Genomic DNA, 23,814 nt, shown 5'->3' with positions numbered 1-23,814 from the left:
TTTCGCGACCGATCCTGAGTCGTCTTAACGCCGGACGCCCACAACGCTTTTGGATGAGGGTTCTCCTATTTTTATAATAAGGAGAATAAACAATATAGTCAATTATTTTTACCTGTTTATAATTATGTCAAGTATAAGACAGAAAGATCACCGACCGCTTCAATTTTCAAGTCGATCGTTAGTACCCGTCGTCAAGCAACACAGCTTCCACTTCAGCCAGAGCATCTCTAATGCTGTTTCAAACGAGCCTCGTGCCCGTTTCCCCACATCTCTCCATCTCCCTGGGCATCTCTCGCAGCCGGGAAACAGGAGAAAACAAAATCCAACCCATGGCTGAAAGCGTGCCCAATGCACCGATCACCAACGTAATCCGCAAACTGAAATACGAGCCCAGCACCCCGCCCAGCAAAGCACCGAATGGAGCGGCGGCCGTCACGATGAAACGATAGCAGGCATTGACCCGCCCCAGTATGTGTTGCGGTATGATCGCCTGCCGCAAACTGATCACATGCACATTGGAAACCACGAGACCCACTCCGCTGAGAAAGAAGGAGAGCATCAGCACCGTCACCGTCACATACCACGGTCCACCCACTGCCGGCACCAACAATGGGGCGACACATGCAACCCACATTGCACCAGTGATCGAACGGCCGACGGACCACCGACGCCCAATCCAACCGGCAAGTAACGAGCCTGCCAACGCTCCCATGCTGGAAGCCGCCATAATCCAACCCAACCAGTCCGGCCCAAGGTGCAACTCCCGTGTCATGAACAATACGTACACAGCCCAACAAACCTGACTGAAAAAGTTGTAGGTGGCCGCCTCCCCTGCGATGGCGCGGAGATACGGATCGGATAATACGATGTGAATCCCCTCCCCGATACCGGAAAATAACGGCGGAACAGACGTACGGGACGGTATCGGCTCTTTTTTTCGGATCGCTGCAAGGAAGCAGGCGGAAAGCAGATAAGATACCGCATCCAACAGGATGACGATCGGGGCGGTCATCATGCCGATCAACACACCGGCCAAACCGGGACCACCAATTTGCGCGATCGAAGCGCTGACTTGCAGTTTGCTGTTTCCTTCCACCAACCTTTCCCTGTCCACCAAGGAAGGCAAATACGACTGATACGCCATGTCGAAGCACACGGTCAGTACCCCTGTCGACAACGCAATGATATACAAGTGCTCGATCCGGAGGATGCCGAGCAGGGCACTGACCGGGATGAACCCGAGCAGCACCGCCCGTCCGATATTGGCGATGATCAAGATCGGTCGGCGCTTGACACGGTCCACCCAAACGCCGACCCACAGCGTCAGCAGCAGATACGGCAGTAAGGGAGCAGCATTGAGCATTCCCATCTGAGCCGGAGTCGCCCCAAGCGTGTCCGCAGCCGCCAGAGGTAGTGCCAACGCGGTGATTTGTGTGCCGAACAGCGAGATCGTTTCCCCTGTCCAAAACTTCAGGAAGTCCGCCTCTCTCCACAATCCGCTCATCCGCCCGTTTGATTTGCACATGTGCTTCCCCACCTTGTTTGTAATCATCTAAATTATTTATACTTATTACAACAAATGAGGATTCCCATCCTTTCGATGACAAAGGGGAAGTGTTTCATGCGATTTTTGTTCATGGATTTTCTCAACAGCGAATGGCGAGACGGGATTCGAGACGACTTCCTGGAAGACCGACTGGACAAGCCCGGCTGGTGGGAAAACGTGATGGCTTATTGGGGGATGACAGTGGACCGACCGATCACAGAGACGGAACGAAAAGAGATAAAAGCGCTCCGTTCTCGGCTACGCGTTTGGGTGGAGAAATTGGCCGAGGGAAAACAATTAAATGAAGAGGATTTACATCAAATCAACACATACTTGCACCAAGTCCCCGTTCACAGAGTATTGGTCCCGAAAAATGCCGGATATGGTTGGAGACTGCTTCCCGACCAAGCGGACTGGCGATGGGTGGCTTCGGAAATCGTCGCCTCCTTGGCCGAATTGCTCGTCCGGCATGATCCGGGACGCATCCGCATTTGTGAAAACCGCCAATGTTTATGGGTGTTTTATGACGAAAGCAGAAACCGAAGCCGCCGCTGGTGCGATCACCGCACATGCGGAAACCGGATGAACGTGCGCAAACATCGCCAGCGGAAACGGCACAGCAAAGGGGGACAACCGGAAAATGAATGAACCGCACCATAACATCGTTTGTTTTCCATTGACACCCGACCGGTGGGAGGATTTGGTTCGATTGTTTGGTCCGAGGGGCGCTTACGGTGGGTGTTGGTGCATGTATTGGCGCTTGAAACGAACGGAATGGTCGCGTCAGTGCGGGAAAGAGAACAAACGTGCACTCCAGTCGTTGGTGGACGCAGGAAATGTGCCAGGCATGATCGCTTATGCCGATGGCAAGCCGGTTGGCTGGTGCTCCGTGGCACCGCGCGAGCAGTTTGTCTCGCTGGAGCGATCACGGAAATACAAACGGATCGATCCCAAACGCGTCTGGGCCATCGTCTGCTTTTACGTAGCACAATCACACCGCCGAACCGGTGTAACTGTGGCCCTGATCCGGGCGGCGTGCGAATATGTCCGCTCCCGCGGTGGACGCATTGTTGAGGGATATCCCGTCCATCCGCAAGGGAAGATACGCGACGTCTCGGCCTACATGGGAACAAAATCCGCCTTTGTCCGAGCTGGATTTATCGAAGCGGCTCGGATCGACGACCAACGTGCCGTCATGCGTATGTATTTAGACGATGAGGAGACAATGTTTTCCGAGATGAGCGACTGACCATTCCCAGCCGAGCGATGAACCGGAAAGGCAGGAATAAAATCGCGGGCAATTTCCGCGAAACGAAGCGTACTTTGCCCGCGTCCCGCGCTCCGGGTCTGAAGCGGCCCTATCAGTATCAGCTCCCTTGCAGGTCACAAGCGATGCGATCAGGGGAAGCAATTGGACCGTGACGAGTTTTCGTGAATCACCCTCTCCGCTGAAAGACGGTTTCTTCGCTTCAAGCGCGAAAAAACAGGACACCGTCAAAAACGATGTCCGCTGAACCCACATCACTCTTCCGGCTGCAACAACCCCAGCTGACGTGACAACTCGTAATGTAAGGATTGGACACCCGTGGAAAAGCGGATGACAACCTTGCGTCCGGGGGCCACCCCGCCAATCGGCGCCACTTCGATGACCTCTCCTTCTCCCCATTTGACGTGCCGGATCCGATCGCCCACGCGAACGGGCTCACCGTGAAACTTCTGCTGCGGCTGAGGACGTCGCGATGAAGAGACCGATACAGACACGGATGGCCTCCGTTGCTCTTCCTCGGCCGCTCCCTCCTTCCGATCCGATCCGCCTGCAAATCCCATCTCCCGCAAAAACGGAGACGGTGCCACCCGTTTGCCTTGACGTGTCCGACTGACCGACAGAAACAGCTCCCTTCTCGCCCGCGTGATACCCACATACAACAATCTCCGTTCCTCTTCCCACGCTTCCGCTTTTTTGTGTTCAGGCACCTGCAAACTGCGTCGGTGCGGAAGTACCATACTATGTAGGCCAATCAGGAATACACGGTCAAATTCCAGCCCTTTCGCCCGGTGAAACGTCATCAAGTGCACACGGGGTTGTTCCGGTCGATAGGACACAACTTCATTCACTTTGGTAACATGGTGCAACAGCTCGTCCCGACCGGAAAACTGAGTCGCCGCTACCGCCAGCTCCTCCACCGGTTCCTTTACTGTGGATTCGTCATTGCCGGTATCTTGGGCAAACGATGAGAGAAACGCATCGTAACCGATTTGTTCCCGGATATAGGCAACTGCCTGTGAGGCATTCATCCCTCGCAACGCCGCTACATCCGCAGCCAACTTCTGCAACAGCCGCCGCTGGTAGGGTTCCAAACCGGGGAGATCCGCCAATACTTGTAACAACGATTGACCCGTCTTTTTGAAGAGTGTCCACACTTGATCCATCCAATCCTCCCCGAACAGATACCGCTTCGGTTTGTTGATGATCCGTACCAGTGCATCCAAATCGTTCGGATTATCGGCCAACCGCAGATAAGCCATGACGTCGAGCACTTGCCAACGACGGTAAAAAGACGCATCCCCCTCCGCCACCGCAAACGGCACATCCGCCCGCACCAACGCGTCGATCATCGCGCGGGCCTGAGTTGATGTCCGATACAGTACCGCCGTTTCCACCCCGTCGTCCAATCGGGCGAGAATCTGCCGCGCCTCTTCTTCCTCGTCGGCCGGCTCCATCCACACCGGGTCGGGTCCCTGTTTGCCCGTACCGTTCAATGTTTTCTCTTGTCTGCGACGATTATGGCGAATCAGTCGTTGTCCCAGTGCAATTACCGATTCGGTGGAGCGGTAATTGGTGGACAGTACAATGGTACGGCAAGGAGAAAACCATGTGCGAACCTCCTGCATCAGCCGCGGGTCACTGCCACGAAAGGAGTAGATCGCCTGATCGTCATCCCCGACGACAAACAAATTGCCACTGGGCGGAGCAAGCATACGCAATGTCTCGAACTGCACCCGGTTGATGTCCTGAAATTCGTCTACCAGGACATGTTCCCAATAACCACACCACACAGATTGTTGCCGGGGGTTCTGAAGCAATCGATATGTTTCGACGAGGATATCGTCGTAATCCCACACCCCGCTCATTTGTTTGCGTGATTCATACGCTTGGTACATGTCGCGAAACAGGATGTTCTTCTCCTTTTTCACTTTCAACTGCTCAGGCAGGATCAAATTCCCTTTGCACAAACCGATCTGGTTGAGCAATGTGGATACCGCCTCATCATCGGCCGGCTGTTCCCGCTCGATCAACAGTTGCCGCATCCACTGCGTCTGCTCGGTTTCCTTCAGCAAACGCGGAACGGTACGTCCCGACCGACGCAGTAGGGATAAAAAAAGGGAATGGAATGTGCCGATCCACAATCCACTGAGCGATCTTCCCGCCGCTTGCGCCAAACGGTTTTTCATTTCACTTGCGGCGGCACGTGTGAAGGTGACCACCATCAGCCGTTCGGGTGGCACCCCTTGTTCCAACAAATACAGTACACGGCGCGTCAACACCGTCGTTTTACCGCTTCCAGGGCCTGCAAACACAACAGCAGCCCCTTCCCCGTGCGTTACTGCGGCCTTTTGACTGTCGTTGAGATCCGCCGTCAAAAAGGTCCCGGTTCCCTGCATGCTCCCCCCTCCTTTATCTCCAATTTCCGAGACAGGTCCGATATGCGCCTTTTATCGTATCACAAAGAAAATTGGGCTGAACAGAGAGTAAAGACAATCCGGCCACATTTCACGCCTAAGACAAGTAAATAACGAACGTTCCATTCATCGACTACAATAAACGTTCACATTTTAAGCAGTTGACACCTCTTTACGTCCATGGTAAAGTAAATGCCAAACTTTCCGATAAGCTTGAATCCCACGTCAACAGCGAGGAAGGAGCCAAACGGTAAAACGGAACCCTCAGAGAGCCGGTGGTTGCTGCGAACCGGTGGTCCGTTGCCGTGGAGCACTCCGGAGCTGTCCGGCTGAACCCTTGTGCAGGCAGTAGGTCGGAACGGCGGAGCCGTTATCCCAGGGTCGCCTTTCGGGCAGACCCGCTGAGGCTGCAAGTGCAAACTTGCGGCGAATGAGGGTGGCACCACGAGCCTCTCGTCCCTCACCTGCCATAGGAGTAGGTGTGCAGACGAGAGGCTTTTTGATTATGTTCAAATTTTGGGAGGAGGAAACACTATGTCGCTCTCTTACAAAACGCATTTGCGCATCCCTGGTCCCACACCGATCCCCCCTCGGGTGCAATGGGCCATGAACCAACCGATGATCGGACATCGCAGCGGGGAATGTTCCCGTTTGGTGGAAGAAAACAGCCGACGGTTGCAACCCGTGTTCGGAACAGACCAACCGATACTGCTCGTCACCGGCAGCGGAACATCCGCACTGGAAGCGGCCGTCGTTAACACTGTCGCCCCAGGTGAGGAAGCGGCCGTCGTCGTCACGGGCGCATTCGGCGATCGATTCGCCAAGATCGTCACTCGCTACGGGATCACATTGCGCCGTTTGGATATTCCCTGGGGTGAAGCCTGTCAACCGGATGTGCTGGCTGAATACCTCCAGCAGCATCCGCAGGTCAAAGCGGTGTTTCTCACCTATTGCGAAACGTCCACCGGTGTGCTCAATCCGATCCGTGAACTGACCCGCACTGTCCGTCAACATTCCGACGCGCTGGTGATCGTCGACGGCGTCAGCTGTTTGGGTGCAGTGGACTGCCGGATGGACGAATGGGGTGTCGATATCATGGTGACCGGTTCACAAAAAGCGCTGATGTTGCCACCGGGTCTCTCCTTCATCGCCGTCAGCGAACGGGCTTGGGAAGTGATTGAGCATAATCCGCGGTCGCGGTTTTACCTGGACCTCGTCGCCTATCGCGACAACTTGGCCAAACAAACCACCCCTTACACACCGGCCGTTTCATTGCTGTTCGGCTTGAAAGAAGTGCTCAACATGATTGAAGAAGAAGGACTTTCCGCCATCGTGGCGCGCCACCGCCTGATGATGGAGATGTCACGCGCCGGGATTCGCGCATTGGGATTGGAACTGTTGGCACCGGATGCGTTCGCTTCTCCTACCGTGACCGCGGTCAAAGGCGGGGGGCAACTGGATGTGGAAGCATTCCGGAAAGAATTGCGCCAGATCGGCGTCGTCGTCGCCGGTGGTCAGCAACACCTGAAAGGGAAGATTTTCCGCATCGGTCACATGGGGTATTGCGACCCGCTGGACGTATTGACTGTTTTCAACGCCATCGAGCTGGCATTATTCCACATGGGCGTGCCGGTTGAACTAGGTTCCGCCGTAAAAGCTTGCGAGGAGGTATGGGCAAATGTATCGCGTACTTATCACGGATCCGCTCAGTGATCAAGGCATTGAGCGCTTGCACGAGGCAGAGGATGTAGAGGTCGTGAAAAAGACGGGCCTGAGCCCGGAGGAATTGTTGATCGAGATCGAAAATGCTGACGCTTTGCTCGTCCGCAGCCAGACCAAAGTCACCGCCGAAGTGATCAAAGCCGGCAAAAAACTGAAAGCCATCGGTCGCGCTGGGGTGGGTGTAGACAACATCGATGTCGCCGCTGCCACCAGCCGCGGAGTGGTGGTGGTGAACGCACCGGACGGTAACACGATCTCCACCGCGGAACACGCCTTTGCCATGTTGATCGCACTGGCACGCAATATTCCGCAAGCGTACCGATCCACCATCAACGGCGAATGGAAACGGAAGCAGTTCGTCGGCGTGGAACTGCACAAGAAAACCCTCGGGATTGTAGGTCTGGGCCGTATAGGGACAGAGGTGGCCAAACGGGCGCACGCATTCGGTATGAAAGTGGTCGCTTTCGACCCGTATCTGACTGCGGAACGTGCCAAAAAAATCGGCGTCACCCAGGCCACCTTGGACGATTTGTTCGCCCAAGCGGACTTCATTACCGTTCATACGCCATTGACGAAAGAAACCCGCCACCTGATCAACCGGGAGGCGTTTGAAAAAATGAAGACCGGCGTGCGCATCGTCAACTGCGCCCGGGGCGGCATCATTGACGAGCGTGCGCTGTTGGAAGCGATCCAGACCGGGAAAGTGGCTGGTGCCGCGCTGGACGTGTTTGAACAAGAACCGCCCGGCAATCACCCGTTATTCGGCTTGCCGCAAGTGATCGTCACTCCGCATTTAGGTGCCTCCACTGTAGAAGCACAAGAAAACGTGGCGATCGACGTATCGGAAGAGATCCTTCATATCTTACGGGGTGAACCGTTTAAAAATGCCGTCAACCTGCCGTCCATTCCGGTGGAGTTGCAGGAAAAACTGGCGCCGTATCAAACCTTGGCCGAAAGTCTCGGTCAGTTTATTGCCCAGGCTGCACCGGGTGCGTTGCATTCGGTGACCGTTACGTATTCAGGCGAATTGACGGAGCTGGACACCGCACCGCTCACCCGGATGATCATCAAGGGAGTCCTGTCCTATCACCTGTCTGACGTCAACTATGTCAATGCACCATTTCTGGCGCAACAGCGTGGCGTAAATATCACTGAACAAAAAACGTCGCAAACGCGCGGGTTCACCAATCTGATCAGCGTGGAGATCACCACCGATCAAGAACAACGGAAAGTGTCAGGCACGCTGCTCAACGGTTTCGGACCTCGCATCGTCAAAGTGGATGAGTATCCGATCGACGTGGTGCCGGAAGGGCATCTGCTACTCATCCAGCACCAAGATCAACCTGGTGTAATCGGTCGGGTGGGTACCCTTCTCGGAACCCGCAACGTCAACATCGCCTCGATGCAGGTGGGACGAAAACAAATCGGAGGACAAGCCATCATGATGCTGACCATCGACAAACCGGTCTCCCCCGACATCCTGGCGCAGTTGGCCCAATTAGACGACATTCGCTCGGTCAGGGAAATCGATCTTTAAATCTCCACCTACTCCAGCCCGTTTCGCACCTGATGCGGATATGATTTTTTCTTCAGACGATTGACTCCTTTGCTTCGGCGAAGGAGTTTTGTTTGATGTTCATCGCTTGCCACTCGCCTTGTCTCCTTCTCTTCGCACGTGTTAACATGATGAGTGCCTATCTGGTAATTCGATCAGCAGCAAAGATTTCGCAAGTGAGCGGCCTTGCTCACCTTCCTTCAGGGCGCAAGTAAGCGAACCGGGTAAACGATTCCGAAGATATTGATCCATTTACCAAAAAACCTAAGGAGGGAGTTTACGTGAGCGAACAACGCGTTGCCGTCGTCACGGGTGCCAGCAAAGGATTGGGCAAAGCGATCACTTTACGGCTGGCGGAAGGCGGTATCACCGTCGTGGCATGCGCACGCAGTGAAGGATTGTTACAGGAGTTGGCCAAAGCGCAACCGGATCGGATCCTTCCTTTTGTCTGTGATGTAACCAAAGAAACGGAAGTGCGGGATGCGATCGCCTACACCGTGGAAACATGCGGTCGATTGGACATCTTGGTTAACAACGCTGGATTGGGTCGATTCGCTCCCGTTCACGAATTGTCCGTGGAAGATTGGGATGCGATGATGAACGTCAATCTCAAAGGCGCCTTTCTCTTCTCGAAACATGCGATCCCGCACCTGATCCGGCATAAGGGGCATATCGTCAACATCTCCAGCGTTGCCGGTACGGTCACCTTTGCAGGAGGCGGCGCCTACTGCGCTTCCAAATTCGGCCTGATGGCATTGAACGACGTGCTGACACAGGAATTGAAACCGCATGAAGTAAAAGTGACGGCGATTTGCCCTGGTTCGATTAAAACCGAGTTTTTTGGGGGTTCTGTCAAACCGTACTACCTCGAACCGGAACACGTCGCGGAAACCGTTTGGCATGTTGTGACTGCACCGCCCGGTGTCATTTATAATCAGGTGATCATGCGCCCGCAGGTACCTCCGACAGAGCAAAAGAAATAAAAAAAGGACGCGGATCAACCGCGTCCTTTATCACGCTCTCTTGTTGTGTCGGTGGGAGTGCCGATCGGAAGCTGCACCACAAACGTCGTGCCTTCGCCCACCTTGCTGGTAACGGTCACATTGCCGCCATGGGCATTGACGATATGCTTGACGATCGCCAGACCCAATCCTGTTCCCGCCTGCCCGCGGGTCCGGGCTTTGTCCGCCTTATAAAAACGTTCGAAGATGAACGGCAAATCCTCCTCCGGGATACCGGAGCCCGTATCCTGAACGATGAGGCGAACGGAACCATTGGTCCGCATCGCCTGCAGGGACACTCTGCCGCCCCGGGACGTATGGCGGATCGCGTTGTCCACCAAATTGGTCAACACTTGCTCCATTTTGTCTTCATCCCAATAGACGGTTGGTAGATCCGGCTCCACTTCGCCCTCGAGCTGCACACCTTGTTCCCGTGCGATCGTGTGGAACTTGCGCAACAGACGTTCCATCAATTCCGACACCCGCAAGCTGGAGCGCACGATTTCGATATGTCCCGCTTCCATCCGCGCCAAATCCAGCAGCTCCCGTACCAAACGTCCCATGCGTAACGATTCGTCGTGAATCACCTGTACCAATTCACGCCGTTCTTCCGGTGACTGGGCGATATCGTCCAACAGTGCCTCGCTATACCCCTGAAGCATGGCCAACGGTGTGCGCAATTCATGAGAAACGTTGGCGACGAAATCCTTGCGCAACTTGTCCAAACGACGCTCATCCGTCACATCGCGCAACACGGCCACCACGCCACGTACCTGTTCATTGGCATACAGCGGGGCCATCACCACCGCCCATGTCCGTCCGTGCGCTTCGATATCGCCAAAGTGTTCCTGTTCGTCCTCGACGACCGTCTCAAAGATCTCCCGCAAGGGCAATGGTAAGCGTTCTTTTGGGTCGTCCGAAAGGGTTTCCGCCATTTCGTCCGCCCAGGCGGACAGGAATCGTTCGGCCGGTGGGTTGGTGAGAACAACGCGCCCATCGGCATCCAGCGTGATCACACCGTCGGCCATACTCCGCAAAATACTGGCCAACTGTTCTTTTTCATGGGAGAGAGCGTGGACCAGCTCCTCCAATTGCTCCGCCATACGATTGAATGTAGCCGCCAAATCCCCGATTTCATCCCGTTCATGTTGTCGAACGGGAACACGAATGTTAAATTCCCCTTTTGCCATGCGTTCGGCCGCTTTTTTCATCTGCTTCAGCGGTTGTGTGATCCGGGTCGAGAGAAAGAAAGCGAAAATGGTCGTCAGAAAAAATCCGATAATAGCGGAGTAATAGATCCACTTTTTGATATCCGTTTCGCTTTGCAGTTGGTTTTGCGTCCGGTAGAGCACCACCGCCCCCTCAATTTGGGACCCTTTTTTCAGCGGTACGGCCACCATCAGAATGTCCTCTTTAAAAAGAGGGAACGGCATCCCTTCGTCTTCCTCCACAAACACCCTGTCTTTCATGACCACCGTCTTACCGCGCAACACACGATCGATGTCCGTTTTCTCCAATAGCTGTTGCCACGGAACGTTGGCGATGGTGGGCGAAACGCCGATCGGCTCGGCAGCCCCGTCCGGTCCGAGTACAATCATGTACGTATCGAACAGCTCCGAGATCCGCAGCATGTCTCGTAAGTATGTCCCGCGTTTCGCCCCTTTTTTCTCCAGATCGTGCTGAATCTTATGCGCCAAAGCCAACAGGCTTTCCTGTTGGCTGCGTTGGTGGGTCTTTTCCACCTGGTCACTCAGGAACGCACTCAGCATCACCAAGAGCAGTGTGACCAAACCGATGATGGTCAGCCACAGTTTGCCGACAACACTTCTCCAGATCAATCCTTCGGCACCTCGAGCTTATAGCCCACGCCCCACACGGTTGTGATCATCTTAGCCGCTTTGGAGGAGGCGCGGTTCAGTTTTTCCCGCAATCGTTTGATGTGCGTGTCAACAGTGCGCAAGTCACCGAAAAACTCATACTGCCACACATCGCGCAGCAATTCTTCCCGCGTGAACACCTTGTCCGGTGAACGGGCAAGATAGTGGAGCAGCTCATATTCCTTTGGCGTCAACTGCACCGTTTTGCCACCCGCTCGCACTTCGTGTGCATCATGATCGATCGTCAGATCGGGGAAGACGATCACGTTGTGGGTCTCGGTGTCGGTTTTCAGATACGCAGTGGCAGACGAACGGCGCAACACCGCTTTGACCCGGTGCACCAACTCACGTGGAGAGAACGGCTTCACCACATAATCGTCCGCCCCGGCCTCAAACCCCTCCACCCGGTTCCCCTCTTCTCCCCGGGCGGTCAGCATGATGATCGGGGTCGCTTTTTTCTTGCGAATGCCGCGACAGACATCCACTCCGTCCACCCCCGGCAGCATCAGATCCAGCACGATGAGATCGTAATCGGTTTCCAACGCTTTGGCCAAGGCGGTTTCCCCGTCCTCGGCCTCCTCGATTTCGTACCCCTCCCGCTCCAGGTACATGGTGAGCAACCGGCGAATGCGGTCCTCATCATCCACGATTAAAATACGTTCCCGCTTTTCCATTACCCTTCACCTCACTGGCACAACCTCGGTCTTTCACGGTTTATGCATAAGAATGGAGGCCGGCGATCACCAGGTTAATCACAATCAGATTCAACATGATGATGACAAATCCGATCACCGCCATCCAGGAGGACTTCAGCCCGTGCCAACCACGGGAAAGGCGCAAATGCAGATAGGCGCTATAAAACAGCCAGGTGATGAGCGCCCATACTTCTTTGGGGTCCCATCCCCAAAAACGCCCCCATGCTTCCTGGGCCCAGATCATGGCGAAAATCAGGCCACCCAGCGTGAAGATGGGGAATCCGATGGCGATGGCACGATAGCTAATCTCATCGGCCATCTCCAGCGAGACGTTTTTCACCATGGGATGAAGCAGCTCACTGATCCGTTTGCGGGCCGCCAATCGGATCAAACCGTAAAGAACCGATCCGGACAACACCGACCAAATCACCGAGTTGAACTTGCGCGCCGCTTCCTGCCCTTGCATCCAAGATGGCGCTTCAAACAACGGATGCGTCATCCCCAAAAATGGCTGCATCCGTAGTACTTCTCCGCCATCTGGTCCAACAATCGGCGGCATATCGTACGCCTGCACCAATTGTTGTCCTTCAAAGGTGTGTTGGATCTCCGCATGATAGCCGGCCACCGAAAACGCAAAACTGGTGAGGATAAAGCCGATCAGCATCACCAACACAAGGAGGGTTCCCTCCAACACGGCGGCACCGGTGGTTCCCCTTTCGTGACCGACAGCACGAATCAAATAAATCAGACCGGCCACGAATCCGACGACGAACGCACCTTCTCCCAGCGCGGTGGTGGTGACGTGGATGTACAGCCAATAGCTTTGCAGCGCCGGGATCAATGGCTCCACATCCCGCGGAAACACGGAAGCGTACGCCAACATGATTACGGCGATCGGCATGGCGAACGCCCCGAGAACGACCGTCCGATAAATGTAGAAAATGACAATGAACGCGAGCACGATCGTAAACGATAGGAATGATGCAAATTCAAACATGTTGCTGGTGGGAAAATGACCACCGATGATGATCCGCGTGATGATGAACATCACTTGAAACAACACGCCCACGAAGGTGAGAATGATGCCCAACCGGGACCAGCGCCGTACGTGTACCTCTTCACCTGTGCTCCACTTTTTCCCCACAATGGCGATGACAAACACGACCGACGCCAACACGTACAAAAAAAACGTACACAGCAGCAGATTTTCCATTACTTTTTCCCAATCCATTTCTATCACTCCTGCCCATACTGGGTCAAAGACATCTTCAGGCCTGCACGTTCAGCGATCTGTTCCACCTCGCGTTTCAGTCCGAACCAGTTCTTGTTGGTATGAGCTCCTAAATACAGTCTGCCCTCGTGCCAGCGTAGCCAGACCCGTCGATGTTGCCAGTAGAAGCCCATCACCAGACCGATCATACAGACCGCCGCGCCGAAAAAGATGACAGGTAAGCTTTTGTCCACGCGTACCATCAGTCCGGACTGGTCAACCACTTGCAAACCGGTCATGCTGATGTCATATCGATTGTTTCGGTTGATATCGTCCAGATTGGTCTGTGCGATCATCCAGGATTTCTCGCCCTTCTTCAGTTCCGGCGTGATCACCTCAAATACGAATGCCGGACGGTTGGGAAACTCCGACTTGGTCGCCGGTCGATCCCCTTCCATCGTAAAGTCGGGGAAATAGTTCAAAATCCGCACGGTTCCCCCGTTTTGAAGCGGATAGGATTCTTTGGGGTGATACAGATTGACGGTAAACGTGCCGACACTTTTTTTCGTCTTCTTGTCCGTTACCGTCATCTGTAGCGATAAGGGCTGGTTGGGCTGGAATCCCGACTGGAACAGCATCAAACCCTTGTATTCCATCGGATGGTTCACCATGATCACCTTACGTGATACCGGTTCCAATCGCCCGGTCCGCGGATCTTGCCGCATCAGCGTGATGTCTGATTTATACTGTTTCACAGTCGGTTGAGCATTCTCCTTTTTGCCCGGCAGCTCTTTCGGATCGTAGAACTCCACTTCCGCCTTATTATTCTTCACATAATAGGGCAACTCCGGCACCTTGGCTATTTCGCCCTCACGCACCCATACAAATTGGTCCAGGTACCAACCGGGTACCAAGCGCAACAATGCACCAAACAAAAAGAGAATCAACCCGATATGATTGATATAGGGGCCCCAACGGCTGATCCGTCCTTTCTCGGCCAAAAGGGCATGTCCTTCCCTGCGCACGTGAAAGCGCCGGTTTTGCAATTGGGTTGCCAACCGGTCGAGTAATGCATCCCGCTCCTCTTCAGTTACCTTGAGCGTATGGCTCACTTTTTGGCGGGAAATGAACGAGAGGTCCTTGGTCACTTGCTGGTTTTTCAACGCTTTGTACAACGGGATCACGCGATCCAGACTGCACACTACCAACGAGATGCCGATCATGGCCAGTAACGTGACATACCACCATGAATCATACATGTTGGACAGACCCAGCTTGTAGAACCACTCACCCCAAACTCCGTAGTGCTCCACGTAAAATTGAGCGGGATCAGGCGATGGAATATATCGCTCCTGCGGCAAAATCGTGCCAATCGCCGAGGCGATCAACGTGATGAGGATCAGCACTATCGCCACTTTCACAGATGAAAAAAAGTTCCACACCCGGTCAAACCACGTCGTTTGATAGGTTTGGGACCGCCGAGCCTTCCCCTCATATCTCATCTCCAGCGGACGATTCGCCTCTTGGTCCTCTTCTAGCGGCTTTCCGCAGTACTCGCACAATATGGTACCGACGGGGTTGTTGTGTCCGCATACGCATTTGGTGTTTTCCATCTGATCGCCCCCCGTTACGGCATGGAATCCCTTCCTATATTATAATCGTGACCATTTTTTGCACCCTTTGCCCAATTTGAAGATTGTTTGAAAGATCTAGAGATCCAACAACCGCTTGAGCCGTTCCAGTTCACGGGGCTTCAGCTCGCGATAGGTCCCAGGTTTCATCGATCCCAGTGTCAAAAAGGCAATCCGTGTCCGAATCAGATGTACCACCGGATGCCCGATTGCCTCACACATACGACGGACCTGACGGTTGCGCCCTTCGTGGATGACGATCTCCAATACGGTGGTGTTGCGGCGCTCCTTCACCCGACGTACTTGGGCCGGGGCGGTCCGGCCGTCCTCGAGCCGGATACCGCGGCGCAAGCGATCCAACTGTTCCTCTGACGGATGTCCTTTTACCGTGGCCAAGTAACACTTATCCGCCTCGTATTTGGGATGCGTCAGCCGATTGGCCAGCTCCCCGTCATTGGTCATCAATAACAATCCTTCGGTATCATAATCCAATCGTCCCACCGGATATACCCGTTCGTCAATCTCACGAAAATAATCGGCCACCGTTGGACGTCCCTGCGGATCGGACATGCTGGTAATCACACGAAGTGGTTTATAGAATAGAAAAGTCCGCTTCCGTTCTGTCATGATCGGTTTGCCGTCCACTTCGATCCGATCCAGCATCCGATCTACCTTTCTCCCCAACTCCGTGACCGTTTCACCATTGACACGAACCCGTCCTTCCAAAATCATGTCTTCGCATTTCCGGCGCGAGGCCACCCCCGCATGTGCCAAGACCTTTTGCAATCGCTCCATCATTTCACCTCATTCACATCTTATCCATCTGATGAGAGATTCACAAGGCGAGCGGAAATGTGTCACCAAAAAGACCAAAAAAAAACGCCGTTGAGGCTAGATCAGACAGCTCCCATCGAAACAGCGGAAACCTTTTATACACTTGTTTCCCTTTCCGTGATATCCGTCGTGATAGGAGAGAGTGATTTATGGAGTTTATCATATCCCGGCATCATAGGCCAACTGTCGATCCACATATCCTTCAGGTGTCATCACCTATCTTTTGAAATATAGCCAGATGTGTATACGTAAGAATAGAATGCTCCATATAAATAAATTAGATAATAATCAATTAGGAGTGAATTGATTTGGCAGTACAAAGGATCGTAGCAAGCAAAATGAAGAAAAACAACCTCCTCCTAAAAGACCCAGAGATTGCTCCCCACATTCCGAAAACAGTCTGGTTTACCGTTGGAGCGCTGAAGGAAATGCTAAATACCTATTCCACTGTTTTTGTAAAGCCTGATACGGGATATTGTGGTAACGGGATTATTCGGATAAAAAAAGTGAACGAGTTGCAGTATGAAATTTGCTACAGCTATACAGATGTAGTGAATACAGCCGATTTAGAGAACACCTGCAATGAAGTGGCAAACCGGATCAAGTCTGGGACATCGTATATTATTCAACAAGGGATTGATCTTGCCAACTATAATGGAAAAGCTTTTGATGTCCGAATCACCATGCACAGACCATTGGATAAATGGCAACTTACCGGATGGTTTGCAAGAGTATCCACATCCAACAAAGCAGTTACAAACTGGTCGAAGGGCGGAAAATTGGTTCCGTTGGAACAGGTTCTGGCAGCCAACAAACTGAATGCTACCGAAATAAGCAGAGAATTGGCCGACTTGGCACACCAAATCTCCCACACATTTGGATCCGTTTACGGTATGCGGGTTTTGGGTGTGGATATGGCTGTCGACAAGAAAGGTAAAGTATGGTTCATTGAAGTGAATACAACTCCGATAGTACGGAAGTTGTTTAAGGATTTTGGGAACAAACAAATGTATGATAAAGCCCTTAAAGTCCAGGCATTTATTGAAAAGATGTATCAGTAAAGTTCGGCAGCATTAGCCGGGGTATCATTTCACTAAAAAGGGGGATCTCAATTTTGGCTGTGCAACGGTATGTCTCCAATAAAATGAAATACAACGAAATACTCCTGAAAGACCCCTGGCTCTCCTCTTATGTTCCGAAAACGGTTTGGTTTTCCATCACAGCATTGGAGGATATGCTAAAAACTTATCCTATAGTATTCATTAAACCGAATTCGAACCACAGAGGGAACGGAATCATCCGGGTCAAAAACTTATCGCAACAATGGGGTCTGTTTGGGGAAAAGCCATCCTACGAGCTACGCTACAGCTACAAAGATGAGGTGAAAACCTGCAACTTGAATGAAGTATTTAATGAAGTAGTAAATGAATTAAACCCGGATAAAAAATATATTGTTCAACAAGGAATTGACTTGGCTACTTTTGATGGGCTGCCTTTTGATCTCCGAATTTTAATGCATAAACCCGGGAACCGATGGCAGATTTCCGGATGGCTGGCCAGAGTGGCACAAAAGGAGCAAATTGTAACCAATCACATTAGAGGAGCAAAAGTCCTTACGTTAGACCAAGTGCTGAATAAAAATACACATCTGAATGCTGTTGATCTGACGATGAAGTTAGGGGATCTGGCTCAGCAAATTTCTCAAGTGCTTGGATCATATTTTGAATTGCGGATTTTGGCTCTGGATATGGCGGTCGATAAAAAAGGAGACTTGTGGTTTATAGAGATGAATGCCGATCCTATGTTCAGAAAGATGTTTAAAGAAATAGATAAAAAAGAAATGTATGACAATATTATAAGTACAAGAAAATACATTATCAAGAAATATAAACATCGCCGCCCAAGGAGGGTCTTGTAGCATGCTCTTGACGGTGATGAAATCAAAAATCCACCGAGCGATAGTGACAGAATCGAACCTGAACTATGTGGGAAGTGTCACTATTGACGAGGAGATCATGGAAAAGGTAAATATTCTCCCTAACGAAAAGGTGCAAATCGTGAACAACAATAACGGGGCTCGTTTGGAAACTTATGTAATCCCCGGGCCTCGAGGCAGCAGGATCATCTGCTTAAATGGAGCTGCTGCACGTCTGGTTCAACCCGGCGATATTGTGATTATCATTTCCTATGTCATGCTGGACGAAGCCGAGGCAAAGTCTTACCGACCACGCGTGGCCTTCATGGGAGAAGGAAACGTGATTAAGGAAATGCTGGTGGAAGAAGTTCATGGTACGGAGAAATATTAAAACATTAACAACCGATAAACACCTCTATGTGGCACCGGTTTTATCGGTAAACAACAGTAAGACTTTAGATGTTGTAATAGACCGCCGTTTGTAAACCTGAGGAAGTCCCACGACACAGTCGCCATAGGTATCTTTGTTCGTTCACGACCACAGTCCGTTTCCGTTTTGGACAAAGCCCAAGTTCAGGATTGTATCATCCCCGTCCAATGCGAGGGATTTGTTCCCTCGTTGAGGAGATAACGGGCAAATCCGTCGTCTAAAAGCACATGATTAATCCGTGGGCTTTTAGACGACGGATTTTGTTGTATCCATTTGTCTCTTCTACAGGAAAAAAGTGCATTTCTGGCACCTCCTTCCCTTCTTAAACGTTCTCTTTCACCCCTCCAGCGTGACTCAACCATACACCATCACCACTATGAACCAAGACGCCAGCATCCCCACCAAGTCCGCCCACAATCCCACCTTGACGGCATACAGCGTTCGCCGGATACCCACGGCACCGAAGTAAACAGTCAGGACATACAGCGTCGTGTCCGTACTCCCCTGCATCGTGGAAGCCAGTCGTCCGAGAAATGAATCCGGACCGTATGTACGAAAGATACTTTCGACAAACGCCAATGAACCGGCACCGGTAATCGGGCGCAATATCGCGAGCGGGATGACTTCCCTCGGGAAATGAATACCATCCACCAAGGGTGACAAGAGGCGGAGATAAAAATGAAGCGCTCCGGTTTCCCGGAAAATGGAGACGGCCACCATCATCCCGACCAAGTGGGGAATGAGTTGGATCGCGGTGGGAAAGCCTTCCTTAGCCCCTTCTGTAAAGCTTTCGTATACCGGCACTTTCCGAAAGGTGGCGTATAGGGGAATGAACGCCAAAATGGCGGGCAAGATCAGCTTGGACAAAAAAGAGACGATTTCGACCAATTTTTCATCCCCCCCGTGCATTTGATCAGATACGTCCTAGCGCCTTGCCCGATTCTCCCATCGTCTACGGTACAGACGGTCCACCAAGATCGCCGACAGTGTTGCGCATCCGGTTGCAAACAAGGTCGTTCCGATAATTTCTGCTGGATCGACGGATCCATATTTCATGCGAATACCGATGATGGTCGCCGGAATCAGCGTGAAACCAGAGGTATTCAAGGCGAGCAGGGTGCACATCGCCGGGGAAGCCGTTTTCGGGTCTGGGTTGAGCTTCTGCAATTCTTCCATCGCTTTGATCCCCATGGGGGTGGCCGCATTTCCGAGACCGAACAGGTTGGCCGTCATATTGGACAAAATGTACCCCATCGCCGGGTGATCCGGGGGAACTGACGGAAACAACACGCGTACCAGCGGCCGGAGCAATCGGGCCAGTTTCTCCAACAGTCCGGCATCCTGTGCGATCCGTATCATTCCCATCCAAAATACCAAAATGCTGATCAGGCCGATACAGACGGCCACCCCTTCCTTGGCTCCCTTTAAGGCGGCAGACGTGACCAGATCTAACCGACCCTGTAGAGCGGCAGCCACCACTCCGCTGGCGATCATAAACACCCATATGTAATTAACCACCGCCCCCCGCCCCCATTCCCAGCAAGTCCCGAAACACGTCCATCCATTCGGAAAAGGCGGAAGGCTCATCTTGATACTGTGTCACAAGCGGAACCGTACCAACCGGCTGACCGTTCAACAGCACGCTCGCCGTCCCCACGCGCAACCCCTCGCGATCCATTTTTTCCAGCGGATAGGAAAGCACCGGTTCTATGGAGACTTGGTGCCGTTCCTCCTCCGTCAAAGGATAGATGAACGGCCGCTCGGCCACCACTCGCAACACCAGCTCACCTTTTTTCTCCCCTCTAACCGTCTGGAAGGCTTGCCCCTTCTTCACCACATTGACAGGATGGAAATGCTGAAATCCATACTCCAGCAATTGCATCGAATCATTCCAGTCATCGGGTGCGTTCAACGTGACCGTTACCAACTGCCTGCCATTCCGCGTGGCGGAAGAAACCAACGTTCGACGCGCTTTCTTGGTGTAACCTGTCTTGACTCCGTCCGCGCCTTTGTAAAATCGGAGCATCTTGTTTTTGTTGTACCATTTGCGATGCCACTCTTCTCCCGGCCACGGGACGGTTTTTACCTGTGTCTTGACAATTTCCCGAAAAGTGGGGTTTTTTAATGCATAGGCCGTCAACCGCGCCAAATCTGCAGCAGAGGAATAATGCTCCGGTGCATCCAGTCCGTGCGGATTGGCGAAATGCGTGTTTTCCAATCCGAGATAGGCCGCCTTCTCATTCATCATGTAGACGAACCCTTCCACCGACCCGCCTACATGCCGGGCGATCGCCACCGCTGCATCATTGCCGGATCGGAGCATCAGGCCGTACAACAGATCCTTTAATGGTATCCGTTCCGCCGCTTTCAGATATATCGACGAACCTTCCACGCCGACCGCCTCGGGAGGAACGGTTACCATGTCGGTGAGGCGGCTGTTTTCAATGGCCACTATGGCCGTCATGATTTTGGTCAAACTGGCGATCGGCAAACGCTCATCCGCATGTTTGGCATATAAAATGCGCCCGGACTGCACATCGATCATCGCCGCCGCATGCGCACTTACCTGTGGCTCAGACGTGCCCCACCCCCAGCCCAGCGAGCTGATCAGGCCGATGATTAAAAGGATAATCGCCCCACCTTTACAATGACGCATAACCCTCCCACCCCAAACATGGTTTGTACACATTTATATGCCAGTGGGACAGGGATATGAAAATGAGCAACAAAAAACACCGCCCGCTTTGTCGGAAACGGTGTTTCTACCTTCATATATCCGTACGGGGAAGTTCACATCCCCCTTGTTTATCCTTTTTTCTCAACGTGTTTTGTACACGTTCCATCAATCCGGGTGCAAAATCGATCAAACGATCAATCAGGTGCGTGTTGCCGTCCATGTTCAATAAACGCACCCCTTTCTCCCCCACCACGAGGAATGCCACTGGCGTGATCGAAACCCCGCCGCCACTGCCTCCTCCGAAGGGTAATTTGCCCGATGATTGACCTTTTCCGTCTTCCAGTTGTTGTTTTTTGTCCCCTTGGGAACCGTCGTCGGCATAGGCTGCGTCGAATTCGCTTCCACCTGCAGCAAACCCGAAACCGACGCGTGAGACGGGAATAATCACACTGCCATCCGGTGTTTCCACCGGATCACCCACGATGGTATTGACATCCACCATTTCTTTCAGGTTTTCCATGGCGGTGGACATCAGTCCTTGAATGGGATGTTCAGCCACCTTTCGCTCCCCCCCTTACCCGGAAATTAAGCAATAATCGTATTCCAGCAAGGATAGCGTGCCCGATCCGAAATCGCACTATGCATTGGAAATCGGTCTCTAAATGCGGCTCGTGAAACACCGGGTTCACCTGAATCTGCGGAGGTCGGTCCCATCGCACGTAAGCACCGGCCACCCCGACGACCGTGGATTTCAATCCCCAAGCAAGGCCTGTCAGCACGCCGGTTTCCGCAGCATCCCCCGTTCCAATTGCCGAGCGCCAACTCAATCTCTCTACATGAAATCGACTCAGCAGGCCACGAAACCATTGATGCAAATGATGAACGTGTTCCCGTAGCCAAACAAATTGCTGGTGCATGCGCCGGAGTACTCCCCACGACAAACGTTCCTGCCAGCGATGCCTCCTGCTTTGACGAACAGTTGCCTGCAGATGTGGTAGCCATATTCCGTCTTCCGTCATACCAGACAGCTGGAGTGATGGCACTGTCCATCGCAGACGGAACCATTTACACCACTGGAAAGTGATGTTGATCCGATCGTCCGCATCTACACGCTTGTATTGAATGTGACAGCGCACCGTTGTCAAACAGAGTAAAACGACTATCGCGCCTAACCCAAGCAAGATCCACAACAGCGTTTTCATTCTTCGATCCTCCTGCCATCAATCTTAGCTTGGGCATTTTTTCCTGTTCGCATACAAATCTGTCCACTTGTTCATATTTCCATTATGTCCCTAATCTGATTGGATCGAAAGCCGGACATGCTAAATTCGACTAGCGATTCCCCGATATTGAGATATAAAAAAACCGCAGCTCCCTGCGGTTTTTTCTCTAAAGAAGAATGCGATTTTTCAATCGGTTTAAAAAAACAATCCCTGGCTTCAAGAAGCTAGAAGCCATTCATCTGGGGGGCGTTTCTGTAAGGAAGATCATTATGTTCACCTTTCAGCTTCTTGATCAAATCTATATTGGCAAAGCGATCATAGGCAATTAGGTCACTTTGAACACCCAGAGATGCCCTTTCTCAATACCGAGATCAATCCTCATTCCTTTGCGTGGAGATTTGTTAGAGATCACCGAAGCAATGGCATACGATTTTTGGTTGATGTACAGTTTCATTAAACCTCTGGTTTTTTTATCCCATTTTAAATCATCCTTCATCAGATTATTGAAGGAGACCGATTTTTTCGTCCAATGTCCTTTTTTGTTAGATGTATGGCTTTTGATACTGGTAACTCTCCACACGTTTTTGTCCTGTTTTAGATGCACTCGGATGACAAAATGACGTTGATCCCGCGTCAGGCTCCAGATTCCCTGCTGAATAATATAATGCTTACGTTTTTTCTGATCCATGATCGGATGCAGATTTTCGATCAAGTCTTCATATGTCGGACAAGGAATATTTTTTTTGCCATCATAGACGAGAAATTCACCCGAACCAAGAGCGTCTACTCTAAAAGTATGTTTACCCTTTATGTTGTTAGCCGGTTTAATGTAAATAAACGAATGCTTTTGGAGCATGTCTTGCAAAGCTGCAGAACTCAACGGCTCTGTCTGGGGTATATGGGGAGCCGTCTTCACATTCCCTTTGAGTTTATTCCACCACTGACTCATCTCATCGATCTCTCCTGTGGCGCAATTTATTCTCATTTTTCTAAGTTAAAGGCAGTAACCTGACTGGTGGACGCTGCGACCACCTCTTTATATTTGGCATGAATGTAGTGGTGAGTTGTAATAATCCGATGGAACATCACCTGATCTCCGAGATCCCGAAACAGGTTGTATCCCGGCCTTGTATTCGCCTCAATGAACCAGACTTTTCCCTTTTTGTCGAGCGCGGCGTCAATCCCCAGAATCCGCAAATCAGAGAAGGATTTGTCCAACACATGGGAAGTACGGTGAGCGATCTTGCCGAGAGTTTGAAGGATCTTCTCGATATTTTTGAACCCCGCATCTTTAAGCACTTTCTCCAGAGCGAATGCCTTTCCTCCCTTGGCATAATTAGTGACAAATTGATTCGGTCCGGCGACCTTGGCCACCCATCCGCACAGATTCCACCGATTTTCGGGTTTATGCATGATGATGCGGATATCGAATGGCCTTCCATTATACACGGTAGCCAAGTTGATTCCCTCTTGGACGAAGTATTGCATATCCGGCTCAATTAACTGAGTAACCTCAGTTATCAGATCAGATTGGGGCACCTTTTTGACCTTATCATCAAATCGGACTTCGAACATTTTGCTTTTTAATCGTTGGACACGGATGATACCCGATCCACGCAAACCGGTATTTGGTTTAATAAAAACGGTAGGATATATGCCGAGCATCATCCAAAAGGTTTTGGGTGAATACCAATGCGTCTCCGGAATATGAGGTTGCAAGATTGGATCGGTCAGTAGCACTTCTGACTTTTCCATCTTGTTATTGATTTTTCTAATAGCCATCGTATCACCTCTCTATTTATCTGTATGCTCGTTTT

General features: G+C 51.9%; 22 protein-coding genes and 1 other annotated feature. Of the genes, 8 read left to right on the top strand and 14 right to left on the bottom strand.

All coding sequences use genetic code 11. The features are described 5' to 3' along the window. Positions 1–238: 238 nt before the first annotated feature. Complete coding sequence (locus NWF35_RS09685; protein WP_301238855.1) at positions 239–1,525, bottom strand: MFS transporter; 1,287 nt, start codon at positions 1,523–1,525, stop codon at positions 239–241. A 96-nt stretch (positions 1,526–1,621) separates the two neighbouring features. Between NWF35_RS09685 and NWF35_RS09680 the strand changes: the two genes are divergently transcribed. Further along, positions 1,622–2,194: a CGNR zinc finger domain-containing protein gene (locus NWF35_RS09680; RefSeq protein WP_301238854.1), complete on the top strand. Its 573-nt coding sequence runs from the start codon at positions 1,622–1,624 to the stop codon at positions 2,192–2,194. After that, a complete protein-coding gene (locus NWF35_RS09675) occupies positions 2,187–2,795 on the top strand; it encodes a GNAT family N-acetyltransferase (RefSeq protein ID WP_301238853.1) in 609 nt (202 codons plus the stop codon). The genes NWF35_RS09680 and NWF35_RS09675 overlap by 8 nt, the downstream gene beginning before the upstream one ends. A 272-nt stretch (positions 2,796–3,067) precedes the next feature. Here the strand turns inward: NWF35_RS09675 and NWF35_RS09670 are convergent, their stop codons facing one another. Next, entirely contained in the window at positions 3,068–5,209 is a 2,142-nt protein-coding gene (locus NWF35_RS09670) for an ATP-dependent helicase (RefSeq protein ID WP_301238852.1), read from the bottom strand. Positions 5,210–5,452: 243 nt separating this feature from the next. Continuing rightward, positions 5,453–5,691 (top strand) — a binding site (T-box leader). Positions 5,692–5,761: 70 nt separating this feature from the next. On the opposite strand from NWF35_RS09670, the gene NWF35_RS09665 reads away from it, so the two are divergent. From NWF35_RS09665 to NWF35_RS09655, 3 genes are all read left to right on the top strand, one after another. Then, positions 5,762–6,940, top strand: a complete 1,179-nt coding sequence (locus tag NWF35_RS09665) for a pyridoxal-phosphate-dependent aminotransferase family protein (RefSeq protein WP_301238851.1) — start codon at positions 5,762–5,764, stop codon at positions 6,938–6,940. Then, on the top strand, positions 6,906–8,486 hold the full coding sequence (gene serA, locus NWF35_RS09660) for a phosphoglycerate dehydrogenase (RefSeq protein WP_301238850.1): 1,581 nt from the start codon (positions 6,906–6,908) through the stop codon (positions 8,484–8,486). Before NWF35_RS09665 ends, serA begins: the two co-directional genes overlap by 35 nt. 299 nt (positions 8,487–8,785) lie before the next feature. Next, entirely contained in the window at positions 8,786–9,487 is a 702-nt protein-coding gene (locus NWF35_RS09655; RefSeq protein ID WP_301238849.1) for an SDR family oxidoreductase, read from the top strand. A gap of 14 nt (positions 9,488–9,501) precedes the next feature. Here NWF35_RS09655 and NWF35_RS09650 read toward each other — a convergent pair whose 3' ends face one another. The 5 genes from NWF35_RS09650 to NWF35_RS09630 all read right to left on the bottom strand — a co-directional run bounded on the left by NWF35_RS09650 (position 9,502) and on the right by NWF35_RS09630 (position 15,713). Further along, positions 9,502–11,343 carry an ATP-binding protein gene (locus NWF35_RS09650; RefSeq protein ID WP_435873870.1) on the bottom strand — a complete coding sequence of 614 codons (1,842 nt, stop codon included), beginning with the start codon at positions 11,341–11,343 and terminating at the stop codon, positions 9,502–9,504. After that, positions 11,340–12,056: a response regulator transcription factor gene (locus NWF35_RS09645; RefSeq protein ID WP_301238848.1), complete on the bottom strand. Its 717-nt coding sequence runs from the start codon at positions 12,054–12,056 to the stop codon at positions 11,340–11,342. The genes NWF35_RS09650 and NWF35_RS09645 overlap by 4 nt, the downstream gene beginning before the upstream one ends. Before the next feature lie 40 nt (positions 12,057–12,096). After that, positions 12,097–13,308 (bottom strand): c-type cytochrome biogenesis protein CcsB, encoded by a 1,212-nt coding sequence (ccsB, locus tag NWF35_RS09640; RefSeq protein WP_301238847.1) that lies wholly within the window; start codon positions 13,306–13,308, stop codon positions 12,097–12,099. 5 nt (positions 13,309–13,313) lie between these two features. Then, the gene (locus NWF35_RS09635; RefSeq protein WP_301238846.1) at positions 13,314–14,900 is read right to left on the bottom strand and encodes a cytochrome c biogenesis ResB family protein; all 1,587 of its coding nucleotides are present in this window, start codon (positions 14,898–14,900) and stop codon (positions 13,314–13,316) included. 96 nt (positions 14,901–14,996) lie between these two features. Continuing rightward, positions 14,997–15,713, bottom strand: a complete 717-nt coding sequence (locus NWF35_RS09630) for a pseudouridine synthase (protein WP_301238845.1) — start codon at positions 15,711–15,713, stop codon at positions 14,997–14,999. A gap of 347 nt (positions 15,714–16,060) precedes the next feature. Here NWF35_RS09630 and NWF35_RS09625 point away from each other — a divergent pair, with 347 nt between their 5' ends. Genes NWF35_RS09625 through panD form a run of 3 tightly spaced genes read left to right on the top strand, consistent with a single transcriptional unit; the run spans position 16,061 to position 18,058 of the window. Then, positions 16,061–16,813 carry a YheC/YheD family protein gene (locus NWF35_RS09625; RefSeq protein WP_301238844.1) on the top strand — a complete coding sequence of 251 codons (753 nt, stop codon included), beginning with the start codon at positions 16,061–16,063 and terminating at the stop codon, positions 16,811–16,813. Positions 16,814–16,872: 59 nt separating this feature from the next. Further along, positions 16,873–17,670: a YheC/YheD family protein gene (locus tag NWF35_RS09620; protein WP_301238932.1), complete on the top strand. Its 798-nt coding sequence runs from the start codon at positions 16,873–16,875 to the stop codon at positions 17,668–17,670. 1 nt (position 17,671) lies between these two features. Beyond that, positions 17,672–18,058: an aspartate 1-decarboxylase gene (gene panD, locus NWF35_RS09615; protein ID WP_301238843.1), complete on the top strand. Its 387-nt coding sequence runs from the start codon at positions 17,672–17,674 to the stop codon at positions 18,056–18,058. Between the two features lie 393 nt (positions 18,059–18,451). Here panD and NWF35_RS09610 read toward each other — a convergent pair whose 3' ends face one another. From NWF35_RS09610 to NWF35_RS09580, 7 genes are all read right to left on the bottom strand, one after another. Continuing rightward, on the bottom strand, positions 18,452–18,985 hold the full coding sequence (locus tag NWF35_RS09610) for a spore maturation protein (protein ID WP_301238842.1): 534 nt from the start codon (positions 18,983–18,985) through the stop codon (positions 18,452–18,454). A gap of 36 nt (positions 18,986–19,021) precedes the next feature. Continuing rightward, positions 19,022–19,615: a nucleoside recognition domain-containing protein gene (locus NWF35_RS09605; protein WP_301238841.1), complete on the bottom strand. Its 594-nt coding sequence runs from the start codon at positions 19,613–19,615 to the stop codon at positions 19,022–19,024. Next, on the bottom strand, positions 19,608–20,753 hold the full coding sequence (locus NWF35_RS09600; RefSeq protein ID WP_301238840.1) for a D-alanyl-D-alanine carboxypeptidase family protein: 1,146 nt from the start codon (positions 20,751–20,753) through the stop codon (positions 19,608–19,610). Before NWF35_RS09600 ends, NWF35_RS09605 begins: the two co-directional genes overlap by 8 nt. Before the next feature lie 112 nt (positions 20,754–20,865). Beyond that, a complete protein-coding gene (gene ytfJ / locus NWF35_RS09595; RefSeq protein WP_301238839.1) occupies positions 20,866–21,333 on the bottom strand; it encodes a GerW family sporulation protein in 468 nt (155 codons plus the stop codon). Continuing rightward, positions 21,326–21,976, bottom strand: coding sequence for a DUF2953 domain-containing protein (locus NWF35_RS09590; protein WP_301238838.1), 651 nt, complete (start codon positions 21,974–21,976; stop codon positions 21,326–21,328). The genes ytfJ and NWF35_RS09590 overlap by 8 nt, the downstream gene beginning before the upstream one ends. A gap of 346 nt (positions 21,977–22,322) precedes the next feature. Then, positions 22,323–22,946 carry a YheC/YheD family protein gene (locus NWF35_RS09585; RefSeq protein ID WP_301238837.1) on the bottom strand — a complete coding sequence of 208 codons (624 nt, stop codon included), beginning with the start codon at positions 22,944–22,946 and terminating at the stop codon, positions 22,323–22,325. Between the two features lie 32 nt (positions 22,947–22,978). Further along, positions 22,979–23,779 carry a YheC/YheD family protein gene (locus tag NWF35_RS09580; protein WP_301238836.1) on the bottom strand — a complete coding sequence of 267 codons (801 nt, stop codon included), beginning with the start codon at positions 23,777–23,779 and terminating at the stop codon, positions 22,979–22,981. Positions 23,780–23,814 lie beyond the last annotated feature (35 nt).

The organism is Polycladomyces subterraneus, assembly GCF_030433435.1.
Classification (GTDB): Bacteria; Bacillota; Bacilli; order Thermoactinomycetales; family JIR-001; genus Polycladomyces; species Polycladomyces subterraneus.
Note: the sequence above shows the minus strand (reverse complement) of the source record. Positions and strands in the feature narration are given on the sequence as shown.